The organism is Rhodovastum atsumiense (genome assembly GCF_937425535.1).
GTDB classification, from domain to species: Bacteria; Pseudomonadota; Alphaproteobacteria; order Acetobacterales; family Acetobacteraceae; genus Rhodovastum; species Rhodovastum atsumiense.
In genome coordinates, this window is sequence record NZ_OW485601.1 from 4155681 (window position 1) to 4172161 (window position 16481).

Here is a 16481-nt window from a genome sequence, read left to right on the forward strand (position 1 = left end):
GATGTCCCCTACAGCACGAGTTGCAGAGTGATGCGGACGGTGCCGTCATCGGCCGCCGCGGCCTGGCCCGCGCCGGCCGCAGGCGCTGCTTCCATGGCGAAGCGGATCACCGCCACCCGGTAGGACAGATCCTTCATGCCCCGCAGCAGGTTCTGCACGGCGTGGAACGGGCCATGCCCATGCAGTGACGCCACCGCCCGGCCGTTCAGCAGGGCGGAATCGGCCGGGCCGATGGTCAGGGTCTCCACGATGAGCCCGACCGCATCGGCCAGGTCCGAGATCTCCACCCGCATCGACTGCTGGGCCTCGGCGCCGGTCGCGGCGAAGTTGCGCTTCTGCTCGCTCAGGGCACGGCGGCTCTCGTCGAGCCGACGCTGCAGCTCCGTTACCTTGCGGTCCAACGGCTGCAGGTTCTCGGTCGGCGGCTTCAGATCCTGGCCGCGGCGCTGCATGCGATCGAGCCGGCGCTGCACCATGTTCTCGGCAAAGCGGAGATCCTCGCTGGAGCGCAGGTAGAACAGCGGCACGAACAGCCCCACCAGCAGCAGGATGACGATGACAGTCAGCCGGTTGCGTTCAGCGGGGCTGAGATGGGCGAGGCTGGGCAGGTGCATCGGTCAGGTCTTTCGCCGCCGTGGCGGGGTCGGGGACGGCGGCTTCGGCGGCGGCGGGGCGGCCACCTGGGTGCGCATCAGCCGCACCGAGAACAGGTAGCCATCGACATCCAGCCGGTCGCGCCCCCGGCGCAGATCCTCGCGCGGACCGATATTGAGGCCGAGCCGTGCCACCGATTGTGCCAGGCGGCTGGTGAACAGGTGCACGGCGGTGTCGGTCAGCCCCCAGCCGCGCAGTTCGAAGATGCTGCTGTTGGTCTCGGTCTCGCTGATCGAGAGCAGGAAGACATCGTCATTGACGGCGCGCTGCAGGGCGGTGACCAGGCTCGGGATCATCTTTTCCCGCACCATCAGGACGTCCTGGATCAGCCCGATCTGCATCTGCGTCTCGTCCACCTGCTTTTCCAGGGTGGCCAGCTCGCGCTTCTTCTGGTTCACCGCGTCGATCTGCTTCTGGGTCTCCTGGTTGCGCTGGAGCATCTCGTCGAATTCGCGGTCGAGCTGCGCCAGGCGCTGCTGGTTGGCATGGATCTTCAGGCGGATGCTGGTTTCCACGCCGGCCAGCGCGAGCAGGGTGAGCGCCACCGCGGCCCAGCGCAGCGCATCCGGGCGCCGCCAGGGCGGCGGCGGCGGATCGGTGGCGGGCAGCCGCGCCAGCAGGTCGCGCCCGGCCAGGCCCAGAGCGTGCGCGGCCAGCCCCGGCAGCGGGTCGGCCGATACCGCCACGACCTCGACCGGGCTGGACAGCCCCGACCGCACCGCCTCGGCCCATGCCGCCGGGCCGGCCACGGCCACGCGGCCGGTGCGCGGGTCGATCACCTTCTCGCACAGCTCCGCCGCCACCGCGGCCCCGTCGCCGCCCCGCGCGGAGGCACTTTGCAGGGCCCGGATGCGACCGCCGGAGGCGACCAGCACGCTGACGGTCGCTCCCTGCATCTCCACCAGCACCTCGCGGGTCGTCCCGGACTGGGCACGCAGCAGCGGCAGAGTGGCGGTGCCGGCGGCCGGATAGAGCCATTCCAGGCGCAGCCGGGCATCGGCGAAGGCCGCCTGCCATTCGTCGCGGGCATTGCGCCCGATTGCCGCGCACAGCCATGCGGCGGTGCCGCCGCTGCGGCCGGCCGGTTGCGGCGCCCAGGCGCAGATCAGATCCTCCTCGGTGGTGACGAGGCGGGAGAGCGCGCGGCCGGCGGCCGTGGCCGCCTCGCGGGTCACCAGGCCACGTTCCACCGCGATCTCGGCGGCACGGCGGGCGATGGTGCCGTTGCCTTGCAGCCCTTCCTGCGCCGCCTCGGCGTGCAGGTCGGCGATGCAGTCCCGTTGCAGATCGCCACGCAGCGCCAGCAGGTCGGTGACGGTCCAGTTGGCGGCGGCGGTGGCGACCTCGGATTCCATGTCCCAGCGGACCAGCTCCGTCATTTCCCTGGCCGGTCGCGGTTTGGCGGGATCGACCCCGAGATCGAGGCAGACGGTCACCACCTGCGGCGTGGCAAGGCAGGCGACGACCGGCTGGGTGCCGCCGGTGGTGCAGGCACGCCGGAGTTCCGCCACCGCCTGCGCCAGATCAGCGGCCTGCGTGCTGGCCGTGGCGGACAAGGTGATGCTGCCACCGTTACGGGTGGCCAGGGCCGCCTGCAGGGTGACGCCATCGTAGCTGCACACCAGCCGGCTGCCGGCACCTGGTAGCAGCTTCCCGGCCAGGGCTGCGAGCGAGAGGCGCGGCCGCTCCGCGGTGGCCATGGACGGGGGGCGTGCTAGCGCCATGTCAGATCCCAATCGATCTGGGCCGGCATCGCCGGAGGCAACAACGTCAACAGGCGGGTGCCGCAGGCCAGGCCGGGAGTTGCCTTATCAAAGTCGGTAGAACAGCGTTTTTCCGTGATTCGATCGTAGCTGCCGGGCAGCAAGATGGGAGTGCTGTTGCAGGTGTTGTCAGAGGCCGTGAGGAACAGCCGCAGGGCGGCGCGCCCCATCGGCAGCCATGGTGTTTTGCTGAAAGGCAGGGTCACCAGTGCCGCATCACCCGCGGCAAGACTCGTGGCCGGCAGCGGGGTCGGAGTGCTGCTAGCCGTCTCGACCTTTCCGTTCGAAACATAATAGAGAGCGGCACAAATCTTCGACTCGGTGAATGCCAGATTCGTGCCACTGCGGTTAACCAGCCGGAGTTGCAACTGCCCGAGCGCGACCCGCCAGTCACTTGCGGCCACCAAGGGGTCGGGCAGGCCCGTAGGGTCGTCTGGATTCGCCGAAGGCGGATAATCTTTCAGAAAGGCATCCTGGTTATTGTAGGTATTAACTTCATTTGCCTTGCCGTCCGCGCCATAGCTTTGCACATACAGGTTATCGGTGGCGGATCCGAATCGATGCCAACCAAACAGGCTGGTATTTTCTCCGTTCGAGGCAAGTGCCTTGCCTTTTGCGATATTTCCCCATCCATCGCGGAAAGCCCGCTCCTTGCTGGTAACCTCACGAAATGCCAGCAGGTACGGTCCGCGCCAGCCAACATACAGGCCAGTGGTCTTGACAGCATCAAGACCCCATTCCGGTATGTCATCACTGGTGTCGGCAGTGTCAGCACCCGGCCGACTTATCAGTTCCTGCGGGTTCTTCGGCAGCCGGCCGATATCGGCGACGAATCCGGCGATATCAGGCTCGCCGTTGACGCTGCGCCCCGGCTGTCCGAGCACCGCGGTCCGAATCATTTCCAGACGCTGCCGCGTATCCTGGAATCGCGTCGGTCCGGTATCCTGCGCCACCGTGTCCAGCGCCGCGTAGGCCGCCACCGACAGAATGGCCAGGGCCACCAGCAATTCCATCAGCGTGAAGCCGACCTCGGCCAGGGGCTGCCGCCTTGTCCGCATCATGGCGCCGGTCCCACCGCTTCCAGCAGGATCGCCGGCCCCTTGCCGTAGCTGTAGACGCGCAGGCCGAAAAAGGTCGCCCGGCTGCCATTGGCGAAACGCTCGCGGATCATGGCCGCCGCCGGATCGCCGACATAGACCGCATGCACCACGCCGTTGTCGGCGCGCAGGAACATCTGTCGCGACACCTCGGGCATCGGCTCCACCTGCAGGAAGCGCAGGACTTCCATCAGGTAATCGGTGCGCGCCGTCCGCGGCTGGCTCATCACCGTCGCCTCGAAGCGCACGCGGTCCGGACGCAGCGGAATGACGCGGCCTTCCGGCGCACGCTGCTCGGCGATGAAGCGGGCGAACTCCACCGGCACATAGGCGCTGTCCTCGACCGCGATGCAGGGACCGGGCCATGCGATGCAGCAGGCGGCAACCAGCAGGGCACGACGTGAAAGATCAGAAATTGAGGACGAGATCATCGTCATTGCCGTTCGTATCGGGGCCGAAGATCCCATCTTCGCCGAGGCTGACGAGGCAGGGTGCAACGCAGCCCTTGGCGCGCAAGGTGTCGGATGGATCAACGAACAGCAGCAACGGATTGCCACGCCCGGTGACCGCACTTTCGCTGATTGTGGAGTCGTACCATTTGAGCAGGCTTCCGACCGGCCGGGAGACGTAGGAATCCGCGACCGCCGCCACACGGCTGCCGTTGACGGTGGCGCTGCCGACGCTGCCATCCGACGAAGCCGGATAGACATTGCTGACGGTGACATATTGCCGGGCGAAACCGGTCAGATACGGGCCGCGCCAGCCGCGCCCGGTATCGGCGTTCCAGGCCCATTCGTCGCCCGTGCCGGCACCGGTATCAGGTTGCACGAACATCTGTGCAAGATTGGCGGGTGAGGGACTGCCACAACTGCTCGTATCCGCCTCGAGCGGTCCGGTGCAGGGCAGGAAGCCGGTATCCTGCCTGAAGCGCAGGATCGCGGCGACCACCGCCCTCATGCTGTCGCGGGTGATGTCGTGGCGTGCGTTGCCGATGGCCGGATAGAGGAATTGCGAGCCGATGCCGGCGACCGCGGCCAGGATCGCGAGCGTCACCAGCAATTCCACCAGGGTGAAGCCACGGGCGGGACGGCGCGGCCACGGCCTGGGCAGGGAAATCGACGTCATGGGGCACGGAGCGGTCCACGAACCGGCGGAGGGAAGGCCCGGCGCGGGAGTCCCGCGCCGGACCAGGGGAGTTGTCAGGCGACCGGGCTCAGAGCGAGCTGCGGGTGCCGTCCCACTCGCCCAGTTCCTCGTCCTTGGTGTCGCCGGCACCATCGACCACCGCGACCAGGCTTGGCGTGATCGCCTGCCATTCATAGGTAGTCGTGGTACCGCTTGTAGTTCCTGTCTCAGGGGTGTTGGCGATCTCGATCAGGCCGATAAAGCGGTTATAGTCATCCTTCGCCACATGCCGATAAACCGGTACAGTGGTCAGCCCGCCGATTTTCCCGTTGAAGATTGTAGTGTCGGGACCAAAGCCAACTGCCATCAGCAGGCGCTGACCCGGAGCAGTGCCGTTCGCCGCGATGACACCTCCGTAGGTGGTGGTAGTGGTATCTTCGTTGCCGCCCAACTCGATCGCCTCAGACCCGAAGATACGCTTCTGGCCACCGACCCAGACAGCGACATTCCCACCATCGGCGAGGGTGTAGGTTGCGCCGCAACCGTGGCTGCTGGGGGCCATGTAGATGTTGCTAGCGACAGTGCTGTCACGCGTGTCATTGATCAAGCGCTTAAGGTCGGAGCAGTCCACCTTGGCGTCCTTCGGTGTCACGGCTGCATTTTGGACCACCCGCATCTTCGTGATGCCGGCAGTGTTGAGCTCCTCGGTGACACCGGCCGGCAGTCCGATCATCTTCAGGAAGGCCGAGCTGGTAGTGCTGGTGTCACCCCCGTCACGCAGCGCGTCGTCCATGATCGACAACAGCTGGGAGGGAGTGGCTGTCTCGCCTTCCGTGACCGCGGTCTCGGTCTGCAGCAGGCTGTCCCAGTTGTTGGGCAACTGGCCGCCGTTCAGCACCTGGAAGGTGTTCACGCCCTTCTTCAGCTCGTCCATGATCACCACGTGGGCGGCGGCGGAGGCGCGGCGGTCGGTGTCCTGCAGCACGATGGTGGCGGTGCCGGCGATGGCCGCGAGGATCGCCACCACGACCAGCAGTTCCAGCAGGGTGAAGCCGGACTGGCCGGCGCGGCGGCGCAGCGCATTCACCTTGCGCAGCATGGCACGGTTCGGCCGCAACCCGGAGCGGGCGATGTCGAGGAGAGAACGCATGAGGAATCTTCCTTGTTTTTCCCTGGCACCCGCCACGGCAGCCGGCGTCCGGCCGGTCCCGTACAAGACGTGCCAATTTCGAAACAAACTGGATGATTCCCCCCACGGGAACTCGTCCAGGCCAGGCCAGTCCAAACGGAAGCCTTGCGGCTTCCTGCAGGCCCCCGCCACGCGGCGTGGTCCTGCATCCGGCGACCGGGACGGCGCCACCGTGGCGCCCGCCCCGGGCCGCGGTCAGGGGGCGCAGCTCACGACGTAGCGGAACTCCTTTCCGCAACGGACGATCACTTCCTTCTGCCCTCGCTTGAGGATGCGAACGAGCAGGGTGATCTCGCCGTAGCCATCATGCTCGATCAGCTCTTTGTAGAGTTCCGTGACGCGCTGCAGCACTTCGCCATGTCCACTCCGCAGAAACGGGTCTGCGCACACCGTCCTGGTCTCCCGCCTGTCGGCGCCCCGCCTGCGGCCGGGGCATGAAATCCCGGGCCGCCCAGGATTCGCGATTGAGAATCATTCTCAACATGAAGATAGATGTCACACATGCTCGATTTCGCGTCAATGGCGAATCACGGCATGAACAATTCACTCCCTGTCATTATGTAACGAATTGATTCATCGCTGCCGGCCAATCCGTTCCCATTGCCAAACCGGGTCCGACATGAACTTATAATGAGAATCATTCGCAATAAGCGCAGGCCCGCATGCTGTCCGCCCCTCTCTCCGGCCCCCTCCCAACCACCATCGCCGCCGTGCTCGACCGTCTTGAAACGGTGGTGCTCGGCAAACGGCGGCAAGTGGAGTTGGCAGCCGCCTGCATGATCGCCGGCGGACACCTGCTGATCGAGGATCGCCCGGGCACCGGCAAGACCGTGCTGGCCCATGCCCTTGCTGTCGCCTTCGGCCTGGAATTCTGCCGGGTGCAGTTCACCAGCGACCTGTTGCCGGGCGACCTGCTCGGCACCTCGATCTACGATCGTGCCAGCGGGCGCTTCAGCTTTCGTCCCGGTCCGATCTTCACCTCCGTCCTGCTGGCCGACGAGATCAACCGGGCGCCGCCGAAATCCCAGAGCGCGCTGCTGGAGGCGATGGAAGAACGCCAGGTCTCGATCGACGGGCACACGCATCCGCTGCCGGAGACCTTCTTCGTCATCGCCACCCAGAATCCCGAGGAAGCCACGGGCACCTTCCCGCTGCCGGAGGCCCAGTTGGATCGCTTCCTGATGCGCATCCACATGGGATACCCGGACCGCGAGACCGAGCTGGCGCTGCTGGGCATCGGCGATCGCCGGCCGGCCGCCCGCAGGATCGGCGCCGCGATCGATGTCGCCGGTTTGCGAATCCTGCAGGCACAGGCCGCGACGATCCATGCCAGCCCGGCATTGCTCGCCTATGTCTGGTCCCTGCTGGATGCGACGCGATCCGCCGCCGGGCTGCGGCACGGGCTGTCGACGCGGGCGGGGCTGGCGCTGCTGCGGGCGGCCCGTGCCTGGGCCCTGCTGCAAGGCGAGGACAAGGTGCTTCCCGGCCATGTGCAGGCGGTGCTGGGGCCGGTGGTGGCGCACCGCCTGGGCATGCCCGATTCATCGGTCCAGCATCTGCTGGAGAGCGTGGCCGTCGGATGAGCCGCCCCCCTGCTTCAGCGCGTGTGCGCCTGCGTCCCACCGCCGGCGGCATCGCCTTCGCGTTGCTGCTGCCCGTCTGCGTGCTGGTGGCCATCAATGCCGGCAGCAACGCGGTCTTCGCGCTGGCCTTCCTGCTGGCCGGGGTGCTGGCCACGGCGACCTGGCAAAGCCGCACCGCCCTGGCGGGGCTGCGCGTGGAAGCCGTTCCAGCCGCGCCCACCTTCGCCGGCGGCGTGGTGGAATACCGGTTGCGCCTGCGCCCGGCCGATGACCGGGCGCTTCCGGCCATGCGCATCATCGCCGAGATCGACACCCCCTGGCATGGGCGCAGCGCTGCCCTGCTGCAGGCCGGCGAGACACGCCTGAGCTGTGTCGCCGGCCAACGTGGCTGGCTGCCGCCGGCACCGGTGTTCCTGGTCACGCTGTGGCCGCTGGGATTGATGCGGGCCCGCCTGCGGGCGGGCCTGCTGCCGGCGGTGCTGGTCTATCCGCGTCCCGCCCCGCCGGGGCAGGCCCGGCCGCCAAGGGCCCAGACGGCACGGCGCAGCGGCGATCCCGACACGTTGTCCACGCTGCGCCCGTACGTGCCGGGCGATCGTCCCGGCCAGATCGCCTGGAAGGCGCTGGCGCGCAGCGAGACCCTGCTCACCCGGCAGTTCGACGGCATGACGGGCCAGGCGCTGCTGCTGGAATGGGACGCCCTGGCCGGTGACACCGAGACGCGTCTGTCATGGCTCACCCGCCAGGTCCTGGATTGCGCCCTGCGCGGCGAGAGTTACGGCCTGCGGCTGCCGGGGACGGAGGTGCCCCCCGGCAGCGGCCCGCTGCACCAGCAGACCTGTCTGCGCGCGCTGGCGCTGCACCAGCTTGAGGCGGTGCCGCCGGAGTTGCCCGCATGACCCTGCCGACGACGGCCATCCCGGTGCGGGGGCGCGAGGCGCTGTGGCTGGCGGCGGCGCTGGCGATCTGTGCCCTGCCGGGGCTGCTGACGCTGCCGTGGTGGGTTGCGGCGATGACGCTGGCGGGGGCGGGCTGCCGCTGGCTGCCGACCGGGCGCCCCGTCGCCACGGCGGCGCGGCTGGGATTGCTGCTGGCCGGTGCCGGCGGCATCGCCGCGGGCTTTCCCTCCCTGGTCTCGGGCGAGGCGGTGCAGTCCTTCCTGACGCTGGCCATCGTCCTGAAATGGACGGAGACGCGGTCTTCCCGCGATGCCCTGCTGGTGATGGCGGCGAGCGTGGTGCTGTGCGCCAGCGGCCTGGCGTCCTGGAACGACGGCCGCGGCATGCTGCTGGCGCTGGCCGGGGCGGGGACGGTCATGCTGGCGTTGCTGGCGCTGCAAGGCGGGCGGCCGGGACAGATGCTGCGCCTGGCCCTGCCGGCGCTGCCGGTGGCGGCCATCCTGTTCCTGGCCTTCCCGCGCATTCCCGGCCCGTTGTGGAATCTGGGCCTCGCGATGGGCATGCCGATCGGGCTCGCCCCCGCCGCAGAAGAGCCCGGCCTGGGGTTCCAGGAGACGCTGGAACAGGCCACGGGACCGGCCCCGACCGGCCCTTCCGGCGGCAACGAGATGGTGCTGGTGGCCCGCTTCGACGATCTGATTCCGCCGCGCGGCAGCCTCTATTGGCGGGGGCCGGTGTTCACCGATTTCGACGGCCTCCGCTGGAGTCTTTCCCCCGGATGGAACCAGCGCTCGCACCTGGTGACGTCCGGCATCCGCAGTGCCGCGGCGATCGCGCGGATGCTGCGGCACTCTGAAAACCGGGTCAGCTATTCGCTTCGGCTGGTGCCGCATGGCGGCCACTGGCTCTATGCGCTGGATCTGCCCCTGACCATCGTTTCCGAATCGGTGCTGACGCCGGATCTGCAACTTGTCAGCATGCGACGGGTGGAGCGCGAGGAACGCTACGCGCTGCATGCCGCCCTCGACTATGCCATGCAGACACCGCTGGAGGCGCCGGCGCGCCAACGGGCGCTGCATCTGCCGGAAGGGGCAAATCCGCGACTGGTGGCGCTGGGCCAGGCCCTGCGGACGAGCGCCGGGGGCGACCGCGCGATCCTGCATCTGGCCCGCCGCTGGCTGGCCGAACAAGGCTTCCAGCGCGACGAGCAGGCCCCGCGCGTGCAGGGATTCCATGCGCTGGATACGCTGATGTTCGAGACCAGGCGCGGGGGGGGGCAGCCCCTGGCCGAGGCGTTCACCGTGCTGATGCGCGCGGCCGGGGTGCCGGCCCGGCTGGTCACCGGCTATCGTGGCGGCACCCCGCTGGCCCTGACCAGTATCCTCATGGTCCGGCGTTCCCATGCCCATGCCTGGACCGAGGTCTGGCTGGAGGACGCCGGCTGGGTGCGCGCCGACGCCATCGACATGATCGGCCTGCCGGTGCCGTCGGCGCCGCGTGCCGGCGGCTCGGCGGCGCCGGCCATGCCCCGGCAGGACCAGGCCGCGCAGATGCAGCCGCCCTCCCGGGCGGAGCATCCGGCGACACCGGCGGCGGATCCGGCGGAGTCCTGGCCGGCACTGCTGGCCTGGCTGCCGGCGGTGCTGCGCTGGCTGGAATCGCTGGGCAACTGGGTGGTGCATTACGATCCGGCGCGCCAGGTCAATCTGTTCGAGCGCACCGGCTTCACGCGCGTGGATGCCACGCTGCTGGTGGTGGTGGCGGCGACGGGGGCGGCCCTGGCCAGCCTGCCGGCGCTGGTGCTGGGCTGGAAGCCGCGGCGGCGCGATCCGCTGGTGGAGGCGTACGCCCCCTTCCTTGCCGCCTGTGCCCGCCTGGGCTATCCGCGCGGTGCCGCCGAATGCCCGGCCGCGCATGCGCGCCGGGTGGCGGAAGCCTGTCCCGGGATCGCCAGTTGGGCACAGGACATCAGCGCGCGCTACCTCGCCGGCCGTTACGGCCCCGAGCTGCCGGTGCCGGCACGCCGGCAGGCGATCGCCGCGCTGCGGCGGCAGATCGCGCGCTTCCGTCACCTCTCGGCCGGCATCGGCCATCGTCAGGACAGCCCCCCGTGATGCTTGCGTCCCTGCTGCCTCGTCCGCTTTCGTGCCCGCGCTGGCCGGCGCTGCTGCTGCTGCTGGGGCTGCTGGCTGCCCTGCCGGCACAGGCGCAGCGTCTCGATTTCCAGGCTCTGGGCGAGCAATTGGCCGCCCGGGGCGACGCACTGACGTCACGCTACGTCCCATCGGATGGCCTTGCCGCCAGCCAGGGATTTTCCGATCTGTATCTCGATGGCTTCGAACGAAAGGGGCTGGAATACCAGTTTGGCGCCCTTGACCGGCGGGCCCTGCTGGAGATCGAGGCAGGCTTCGGCCGGTTGATCAGCCTGGCGGCCCGCGAGGCCAGGCCCGAGGATGTGCGGCAGGCCTGGCTGGCGTTGCGGCCGCAATTGCTGGCGGCGGGACAGCGGGTGGCGGCGCGGAATGCCACGGCCAGTCCGCTCGCCATCGCCGGGCAGACCGGGTTGATCCTGCTGCGCGAGGGGATCGAGGCATTGCTGGTGATCACGGCGCTGGTCACGGTCCTGCGTCGTGGCGGCAATGCGGATAAGGTGCCCGCGGTGTGGGGCGGCGTGATGCTGGCGCTGCTGGCGAGCCTGGGGGTGGCGGCGTTGCTCGGGATGGGGCGCAACGTCCTGGGGATCCCACGCGAGACCCTGGAGGGGCTGACGGTTCTCAGCGCCGCGGCGGTACTGGCCTATGTGAGCTGCTGGCTGTTCGCACGGCGCGATGCCGCGCGGTGGCAAGGCTATCTGACCGCCCAGGTGGATGCCGCGGCCTCGACGGGAAGCCTGTTGGGAATCAGCGCCGCCGCCTTCCTGGCCGTGTTCCGCGAAGGCGCGGAGACGGTGCTGTTCGTGGCGGCGCTGAGCCGCGGCACCGAAGACTGGTCCGCCGTCGCGGCCGGGGCGATGGCCGGATGTATCGGCATCGGCCTGCTTTATGTGGCGATGACGCGGCTGTCGCTGAAGCTGCCGGTTGGACGGCTGTTCGCCGGCATGGCGCTGTTGCTGCTTGTGCTGGCGTTCTCGTTTGTCGCCCAGGGCGTGACCTCGCTGCAGGTCAGCGGCGGGTTGCCGTCATCGCAGCTTGGCGGCATGCCGACGATGCCCATGGCCGGGATCAACCTGAGTCTGGAGGCATTGCTTGGTTACGTCGCACTGGCAGGCGGGCTCGGCGTCCTGTGGATCCTCGAACGGCACCGCCTTGCACCGGGGAAAGCGGATGTCTGACGCGGCGCCATTTCAGGGGCAGGTGAAATGAATGATCAGTTCATGTCATGGGGAGGTGCTCACATGCGCGATTTATTATCAAATGTAATACTTGGAAATATTATTCTATCAATTGTAATTATTGTAATATGTTTTATTTTGGCTATAATTTTAGGTTCCCTGAAAGTATCTTTGCCACAAAATAAAAGAAATCCATATTCAGTCAGAGAGAATTTTCTTACTGACAATGAACGTGCTTTCTTGAAGGAATTCAATAAAGCGTGCGGTCCAGAGTTCACGATTTTTGCGCAGGTCAGATTAGCGGATATTCTTAATCCTGTTAAAGAATATAAGGATTTGAATAAAGTTGCATCAAAAAGTATCGATTTCATCGTGTGTAAATCAGAGGATCTATCGCTTGTTTGTGCAGTGGAGCTGGATGATTCGACACATAAATTATACAAACGTCGTCAAAGGGATAAATTCGTTGATGACCTGTTTCAAATGGCGAAATTCCCCCTCATCAGATTTCAGGCGAGATCTAATTATAATGCCAATAATATTCGTAGATTGCTCCCGTTTTGCAATCCACCGGTCATTGCTTCCCGGGTTGACTGATGCGGGGGGCAGGCGATGGCGAACGTACCGTCGCTGAGGGCCCGGGTGGCGTTGCGGGCGGTCGTGCCTTCCAGGGATCCGCCCGAACACGCTGTCAGGATGCCGCCGTCATGATCGTGCTGTAGGTTCGCTCAATCAGTGCCAGGGCACCGCGATACCCGACATTGCTCCGCGACAGCACCACTTCGCCGGTCGCCGGAAGCCCCACCTCGACCAGGGCACCGCGCAGCTCCCTGGCAATCGTCCGTTCCCAACTGGTGGCGAACAGCAGAGGCGGCTTGTGGCCAAAGCTGGTGTCGCGCAGAAGCCGGTGCACGAGATAGCCATCCTCGGCGAAGTCGACTTCCACGGCGATGTCGGGATCGATGTCGCGGAATGCCGCGAGAATGGCGTCGCGGTGTTCCTGCGGGGGCGCGTCCGTGATGATCTGGCGCGCCGGGATCAGCCCAAGCTGGCGGACCAGGAAGGTCGTCAGTGCCAGCACATAGGCGGAATCGCCGACCACGGCGGCCTTCGATGGCAGGGCCGAGCGGCTCTGCGCATAGAAATCGGCGAATCCCTGCAAGTACTCGTAATAGATTTCCTCCTCGGCGGCGATGAAGGCTTCGATATCTTCCCTCGGCACGCCTGCAAAGGCACCGACCTCGCGCAGGAACGCGCCGCTTTGCCGCGCACCGATCGGAATCGTCGGGATGTGCAGGAAGGGCTGGCCGAATTTCGCTTCGAGATGGCGCGCGGTGGCAAGGCCCAGCCAGGGCGAAAGCACCAGGTTGAACCGGGCCCGCGGGATCGACCGCCATTCGGCGATCCCGCGCGAGGGCGGCCCGAACAGGACATTGGCCCGCAGCCCGATACCTTCAAGCAGGCGCTTGATCTCGGTCAGATCGCCGCGCCAGAACGTATTCTGATACGGCAGCAGCGACCAGACATTGACGAGATCCGGTTCCTGCGTGACGCCGGTTGCGCCGACAAACTGGTCGATGATGGCGCGGGTCACCACCTCGTGGCCAATGAAGTTGTTGCCGCGGAAGCCGCCGGTCTCGGCATAGACGATCGGCACGTTGCGCTTCTGAAAGGCCCGCACGACCGAGCCGACGTCGTCACCCACCAGATCGGGGATGCAGCCGGTGACGACGACGAACAGGTCTGCCTCCAGCACGCCCAGCGTTGCTTCGATCAGCTCCTGCAGCCGGTCGCCGCCGCCGAAGATCACCTCGCGCTGACTCGCGTTGGTGCTGGGGGCAACCCCGCCGCCGCCCCAGCCGCCCCCCTGGTAGCCATTGGTCCAGGCAAGGCCCCGGTACTGCTTGTTCGCACAACCGGGGCCGCAATGGGTGATCGGGATCACCCGCCGGATCGCCGCCGCGGTCTGCATGGCGCCGATCGCGCAGGCATAGCGTGCCTGCTCGATCGGAACGGAATGCTCCATGACGTCCTGCCCGGTCGTGGCCTGCGGCCGGAGGGGACGGAGGGTCATGGCAGGGCCGCTTCGGCCACCCCCGGCCGCGCCAGGGCGAACGGGTCCGGTTCGGCCAGCCAGGCGCTTTTGTAGGGCAGGGTCGTATGGGCGGCGAGATCCTCGTGGAAACGCCGCTGTGCCAGCACCGAGAGGATCTCCTCGCCGAGATTGACGATGCCCTGGTAGCCGATCGGCAGGCTGGAATCGCCTTCCAGCGGCATGGTGGGAACGCCGAGGCGCGCCGCCAGCGGGGCCAGGCCGCCATGGCGGATGATCACGAAATCCGGCGAGACGCGCCGCAGCAGGTTGAACAACTGGAAGGGCTGGCCGTTGGCGACGCTGAAATGGGTGATGTCGCCATAGGTGTCGAGCAGGTGCCCGAAGGCCGCGCCCTGCTTGTCCGGGGCATCATAGACCGGGTCGTGATGGTAGACCAGCGAGCCGTCCACCTCCACGCCAAGCTCGCGCAGGACGGCGATGACGCCGTGCGCGAAGCCTTCTCCCATGGCCACGTATCCCTTGAGCCCGGCGAGGCGCCGCCGCAGGGCGTCCACCTGCGGCCGCACCCGGGCATGTTCCCGGGCGATGAAGCGTTCGGCCTGTTCCTCGCGATGCGTCACCCGGGCGATGGCACGCAGCCAGGCATCGGTGCCGGCGAAGCCGTAGGGCGGAGGGGCCTTGATCTCCGGCACGCCGAATTCCTGTTCCAGCGCGGCGCCGAGATAGCTGGCGAGCGAATAGCAGAAGCTGGTGGATGCCGCCGCCTCGGACAGCCGGGCGAGGTCCTCCACGGTGGCGACGTTGACCACCAGGTTCACGCGCAGGTCCAGGGCCTTCAGCATGGGCGTGTAGACATCGGCCCCCGACAGCACGAAGACGTTGATCAGGTCGTCCTGCCGGCGTGGCGGGTTCCGGCGTACCAGTTGACGCAGGATGGCATGCTGGATCGCGTCGAAGCCGGAGCTCCAGTGCTTGGACTTGAAGCCTTCGCAGAACACCCCGACGACGGGGATGCCCAGCGCGTCCTCGCATTCGCGTGTCACGCTCTCGACATCGTCGCCGATGATGCCGGTGGCGCAGGAGGTGGCGACGAAGATCGCGTTCGGGCGGTGCCGTTCCCAGGCCATGTGGATGGCGGTGCGCAGCTTGTCCACGCCGCCATAGACCATGTCCTGTTCGACCAGGTTGGTCGACAGGCTGATCGCATCCGTCGGCGGATGGCCGCGCCTGACCAGGCAGGTCCGGTACGAGGCGTTGCTGCCGGCGTGGCCGGCGCTGCAGCCGATCGGCGCGTGGTGGATCAGCACGGCGTCGCGCACATGGGTTGCCTGGTACTCGACCACCTGTTCGCCGCAGCCGGCCGCCTGGGTGAAGGGGCCGGCCAGCTCACAAAGCCGCTGTCCTGGCCCGGCCCCTTCCTTGCCCCGGCGGCCGGTGCAGCCGGCGGCGCAATCGGCGCGGGCCGGTTGTGACTGGCCGGCAAGTGACTGGCCTGCAAGTGACTGGCCGGCAAGATCGCTCGCCCGGCCGTCCCAGCCGATGATCGTGCCGAGCCGGTGTTCCCGCGCCGCGACCGAAGGGGGCTTGAGGTTGATCGCCATGTTGGTCCTCCGTGGCTGCCGCGTCGGATCGCAGCCGTTTGTTCAGCGATGTGACGCGCCGCACGGCAGCTCAGGACGCGAGCACGTCCACGCAGATCCGGTCGGCGAATCTCTCGGCGTTCACGCTGGGCTTGATCACCTCGATGTCCTTCAGCTCGTTGACGTAGGCGATGATGTCGCCGCGGAAATCGCGCCCGGTCGGATGGCGGTGATTGCCGTAGCTGCGCAGGGTATCGGTCAGTTCCTCCAGATTCCGCGTCGGCGCGTACGGCGCGAAGATGGCGGCGGCCTCGGCCGGATGGTGGTGGGCCCAGTCGGCCGCCTCGACCAGCGCCAGCGTGGCTGCCGCCGCGGCCGGCCGGTCGTTGCGCAGCAGGGCGCCGCCGGCGGCGATGACGCAGCAGGCGCGGTTGGCGTATTCGGCGTCCATGTTGGAGGCGATCTCGATCAGGCCGGCGCTGCGACGCAGGTTGTAGGCCAGCGGGTCACCGGTGCTGATCGCATCGACCTCGCCCTTGCTGATGGCCACGCCAAGCATGTCCGGCGGGAAGGTGCGCCAGTCCACGTCGGTCACCGGATTCACCCCGGCCTTCTTCAAGGCAATGGCAAAGAAGTTCTTGTCCACGCCGGCGACGTCGCCGATGCCGATGCGCTTGCCCCGCAGATGTCCCAGGTTGGCGATGTGCGCGGACGGTGCCGCCATGATCCGCATGCAGCCGGCATGCGTGCCCCCGGTCAGCCGGACGTCGAAGCCCTGCTCCAGTGGCTTGATCCATCGCAGCACCATGCCCACCGCGATATCGGCCTTGCCGGTGGACAGCGATGCCAGCAGCGCATCGGTGGTCGAGCCCCAGCTGATCAGATCGACATCAAGGCCGTGCCGGATGAAGAACCCTTCCTTCACCGCGACCGGAACAGCAATGTGGCAGAGCGAACTCGGTGACCAGGACAGCGTCAGCTTGCGGGGCGTGCCGATCGCGGGGGACGGGGCTGCGGCAACGCGGCCCGCCAGCAAGGCAGCGGTGGCGAAGGCACCGGCCCCCAGCAGTGCGGCCCGGCGCCCGGGGGGCGCAGCCGGCGAGGGGAGGGCGGTACGCGGGGGACGGCATGCGAGGCGCTTCATGGCGATCGACCTTCCCTCATGCACGATGACAGGCCCGAAGCTGCGCATGCGGATGGGGCT

15 protein-coding genes are annotated in these 16481 nt (G+C 67.5%); 5 read left to right on the forward strand and 10 right to left on the reverse strand.

All coding sequences use genetic code 11. The annotated features are described in order from the left end of the window. Window positions 1–8: 8 nt before the first annotated feature. The 7 genes from NBY65_RS18860 to NBY65_RS18890 all read right to left on the reverse strand — a co-directional run bounded on the left by NBY65_RS18860 (window position 9) and on the right by NBY65_RS18890 (window position 6179). The gene (locus NBY65_RS18860) at window positions 9–614 is read right to left on the reverse strand and encodes a hypothetical protein (RefSeq protein WP_150040305.1); all 606 of its coding nucleotides are present in this window, start codon (window positions 612–614) and stop codon (window positions 9–11) included. A 3-nt stretch (window positions 615–617) separates the two neighbouring features. Next, on the reverse strand, window positions 618–2378 hold the full coding sequence (locus NBY65_RS18865) for a hypothetical protein (protein ID WP_150040304.1): 1761 nt from the start codon (window positions 2376–2378) through the stop codon (window positions 618–620). Continuing rightward, entirely contained in the window at window positions 2369–3478 is a 1110-nt protein-coding gene (locus NBY65_RS18870) for a type II secretion system protein (protein ID WP_162530501.1), read from the reverse strand. The genes NBY65_RS18865 and NBY65_RS18870 overlap by 10 nt, the downstream gene beginning before the upstream one ends. Beyond that, a complete protein-coding gene (locus NBY65_RS18875; RefSeq protein ID WP_162530500.1) occupies window positions 3475–3945 on the reverse strand; it encodes a hypothetical protein in 471 nt (156 codons plus the stop codon). The genes NBY65_RS18870 and NBY65_RS18875 overlap by 4 nt, the downstream gene beginning before the upstream one ends. Beyond that, a complete protein-coding gene (locus NBY65_RS18880; RefSeq protein WP_150040302.1) occupies window positions 3923–4639 on the reverse strand; it encodes a prepilin-type N-terminal cleavage/methylation domain-containing protein in 717 nt (238 codons plus the stop codon). Before NBY65_RS18880 ends, NBY65_RS18875 begins: the two co-directional genes overlap by 23 nt. Before the next feature lie 88 nt (window positions 4640–4727). Next, a complete protein-coding gene (locus NBY65_RS18885; protein ID WP_150040301.1) occupies window positions 4728–5789 on the reverse strand; it encodes a type II secretion system protein in 1062 nt (353 codons plus the stop codon). A gap of 234 nt (window positions 5790–6023) precedes the next feature. Beyond that, window positions 6024–6179: a hypothetical protein gene (locus tag NBY65_RS18890; protein ID WP_162530488.1), complete on the reverse strand. Its 156-nt coding sequence runs from the start codon at window positions 6177–6179 to the stop codon at window positions 6024–6026. Between the two features lie 311 nt (window positions 6180–6490). Here NBY65_RS18890 and NBY65_RS18895 point away from each other — a divergent pair, with 311 nt between their 5' ends. Genes NBY65_RS18895 through NBY65_RS18915 form a run of 5 tightly spaced genes read left to right on the forward strand, consistent with a single transcriptional unit; the run spans window position 6491 to window position 12238 of the window. After that, window positions 6491–7411 (forward strand): AAA family ATPase, encoded by a 921-nt coding sequence (locus NBY65_RS18895; protein WP_150040299.1) that lies wholly within the window; start codon window positions 6491–6493, stop codon window positions 7409–7411. Continuing rightward, entirely contained in the window at window positions 7408–8310 is a 903-nt protein-coding gene (locus NBY65_RS18900; RefSeq protein WP_150040298.1) for a DUF58 domain-containing protein, read from the forward strand. The genes NBY65_RS18895 and NBY65_RS18900 overlap by 4 nt, the downstream gene beginning before the upstream one ends. Further along, window positions 8307–10424, forward strand: coding sequence for a transglutaminase TgpA family protein (locus tag NBY65_RS18905; RefSeq protein ID WP_150040297.1), 2118 nt, complete (start codon window positions 8307–8309; stop codon window positions 10422–10424). Before NBY65_RS18900 ends, NBY65_RS18905 begins: the two co-directional genes overlap by 4 nt. Further along, window positions 10424–11641 (forward strand): FTR1 family iron permease, encoded by a 1218-nt coding sequence (locus NBY65_RS18910; protein ID WP_239002746.1) that lies wholly within the window; start codon window positions 10424–10426, stop codon window positions 11639–11641. The genes NBY65_RS18905 and NBY65_RS18910 overlap by 1 nt, the downstream gene beginning before the upstream one ends. Before the next feature lie 27 nt (window positions 11642–11668). Next, complete coding sequence (locus NBY65_RS18915) at window positions 11669–12238, forward strand: DUF2726 domain-containing protein (protein ID WP_150040295.1); 570 nt, start codon at window positions 11669–11671, stop codon at window positions 12236–12238. Between the two features lie 94 nt (window positions 12239–12332). Here NBY65_RS18915 and NBY65_RS18920 read toward each other — a convergent pair whose 3' ends face one another. The 3 genes from NBY65_RS18920 to NBY65_RS18930 form a co-directional block, all read right to left on the reverse strand. Further along, entirely contained in the window at window positions 12333–13715 is a 1383-nt protein-coding gene (locus NBY65_RS18920; RefSeq protein WP_150040294.1) for a nitrogenase component 1, read from the reverse strand. Continuing rightward, window positions 13712–15298, reverse strand: a complete 1587-nt coding sequence (locus tag NBY65_RS18925; protein WP_150040293.1) for a nitrogenase component 1 — start codon at window positions 15296–15298, stop codon at window positions 13712–13714. Before NBY65_RS18925 ends, NBY65_RS18920 begins: the two co-directional genes overlap by 4 nt. A 70-nt stretch (window positions 15299–15368) precedes the next feature. Continuing rightward, complete coding sequence (locus tag NBY65_RS18930; RefSeq protein ID WP_162530498.1) at window positions 15369–16421, reverse strand: ABC transporter substrate-binding protein; 1053 nt, start codon at window positions 16419–16421, stop codon at window positions 15369–15371. Between the last annotated feature and the right edge of the window lie 60 nt (window positions 16422–16481).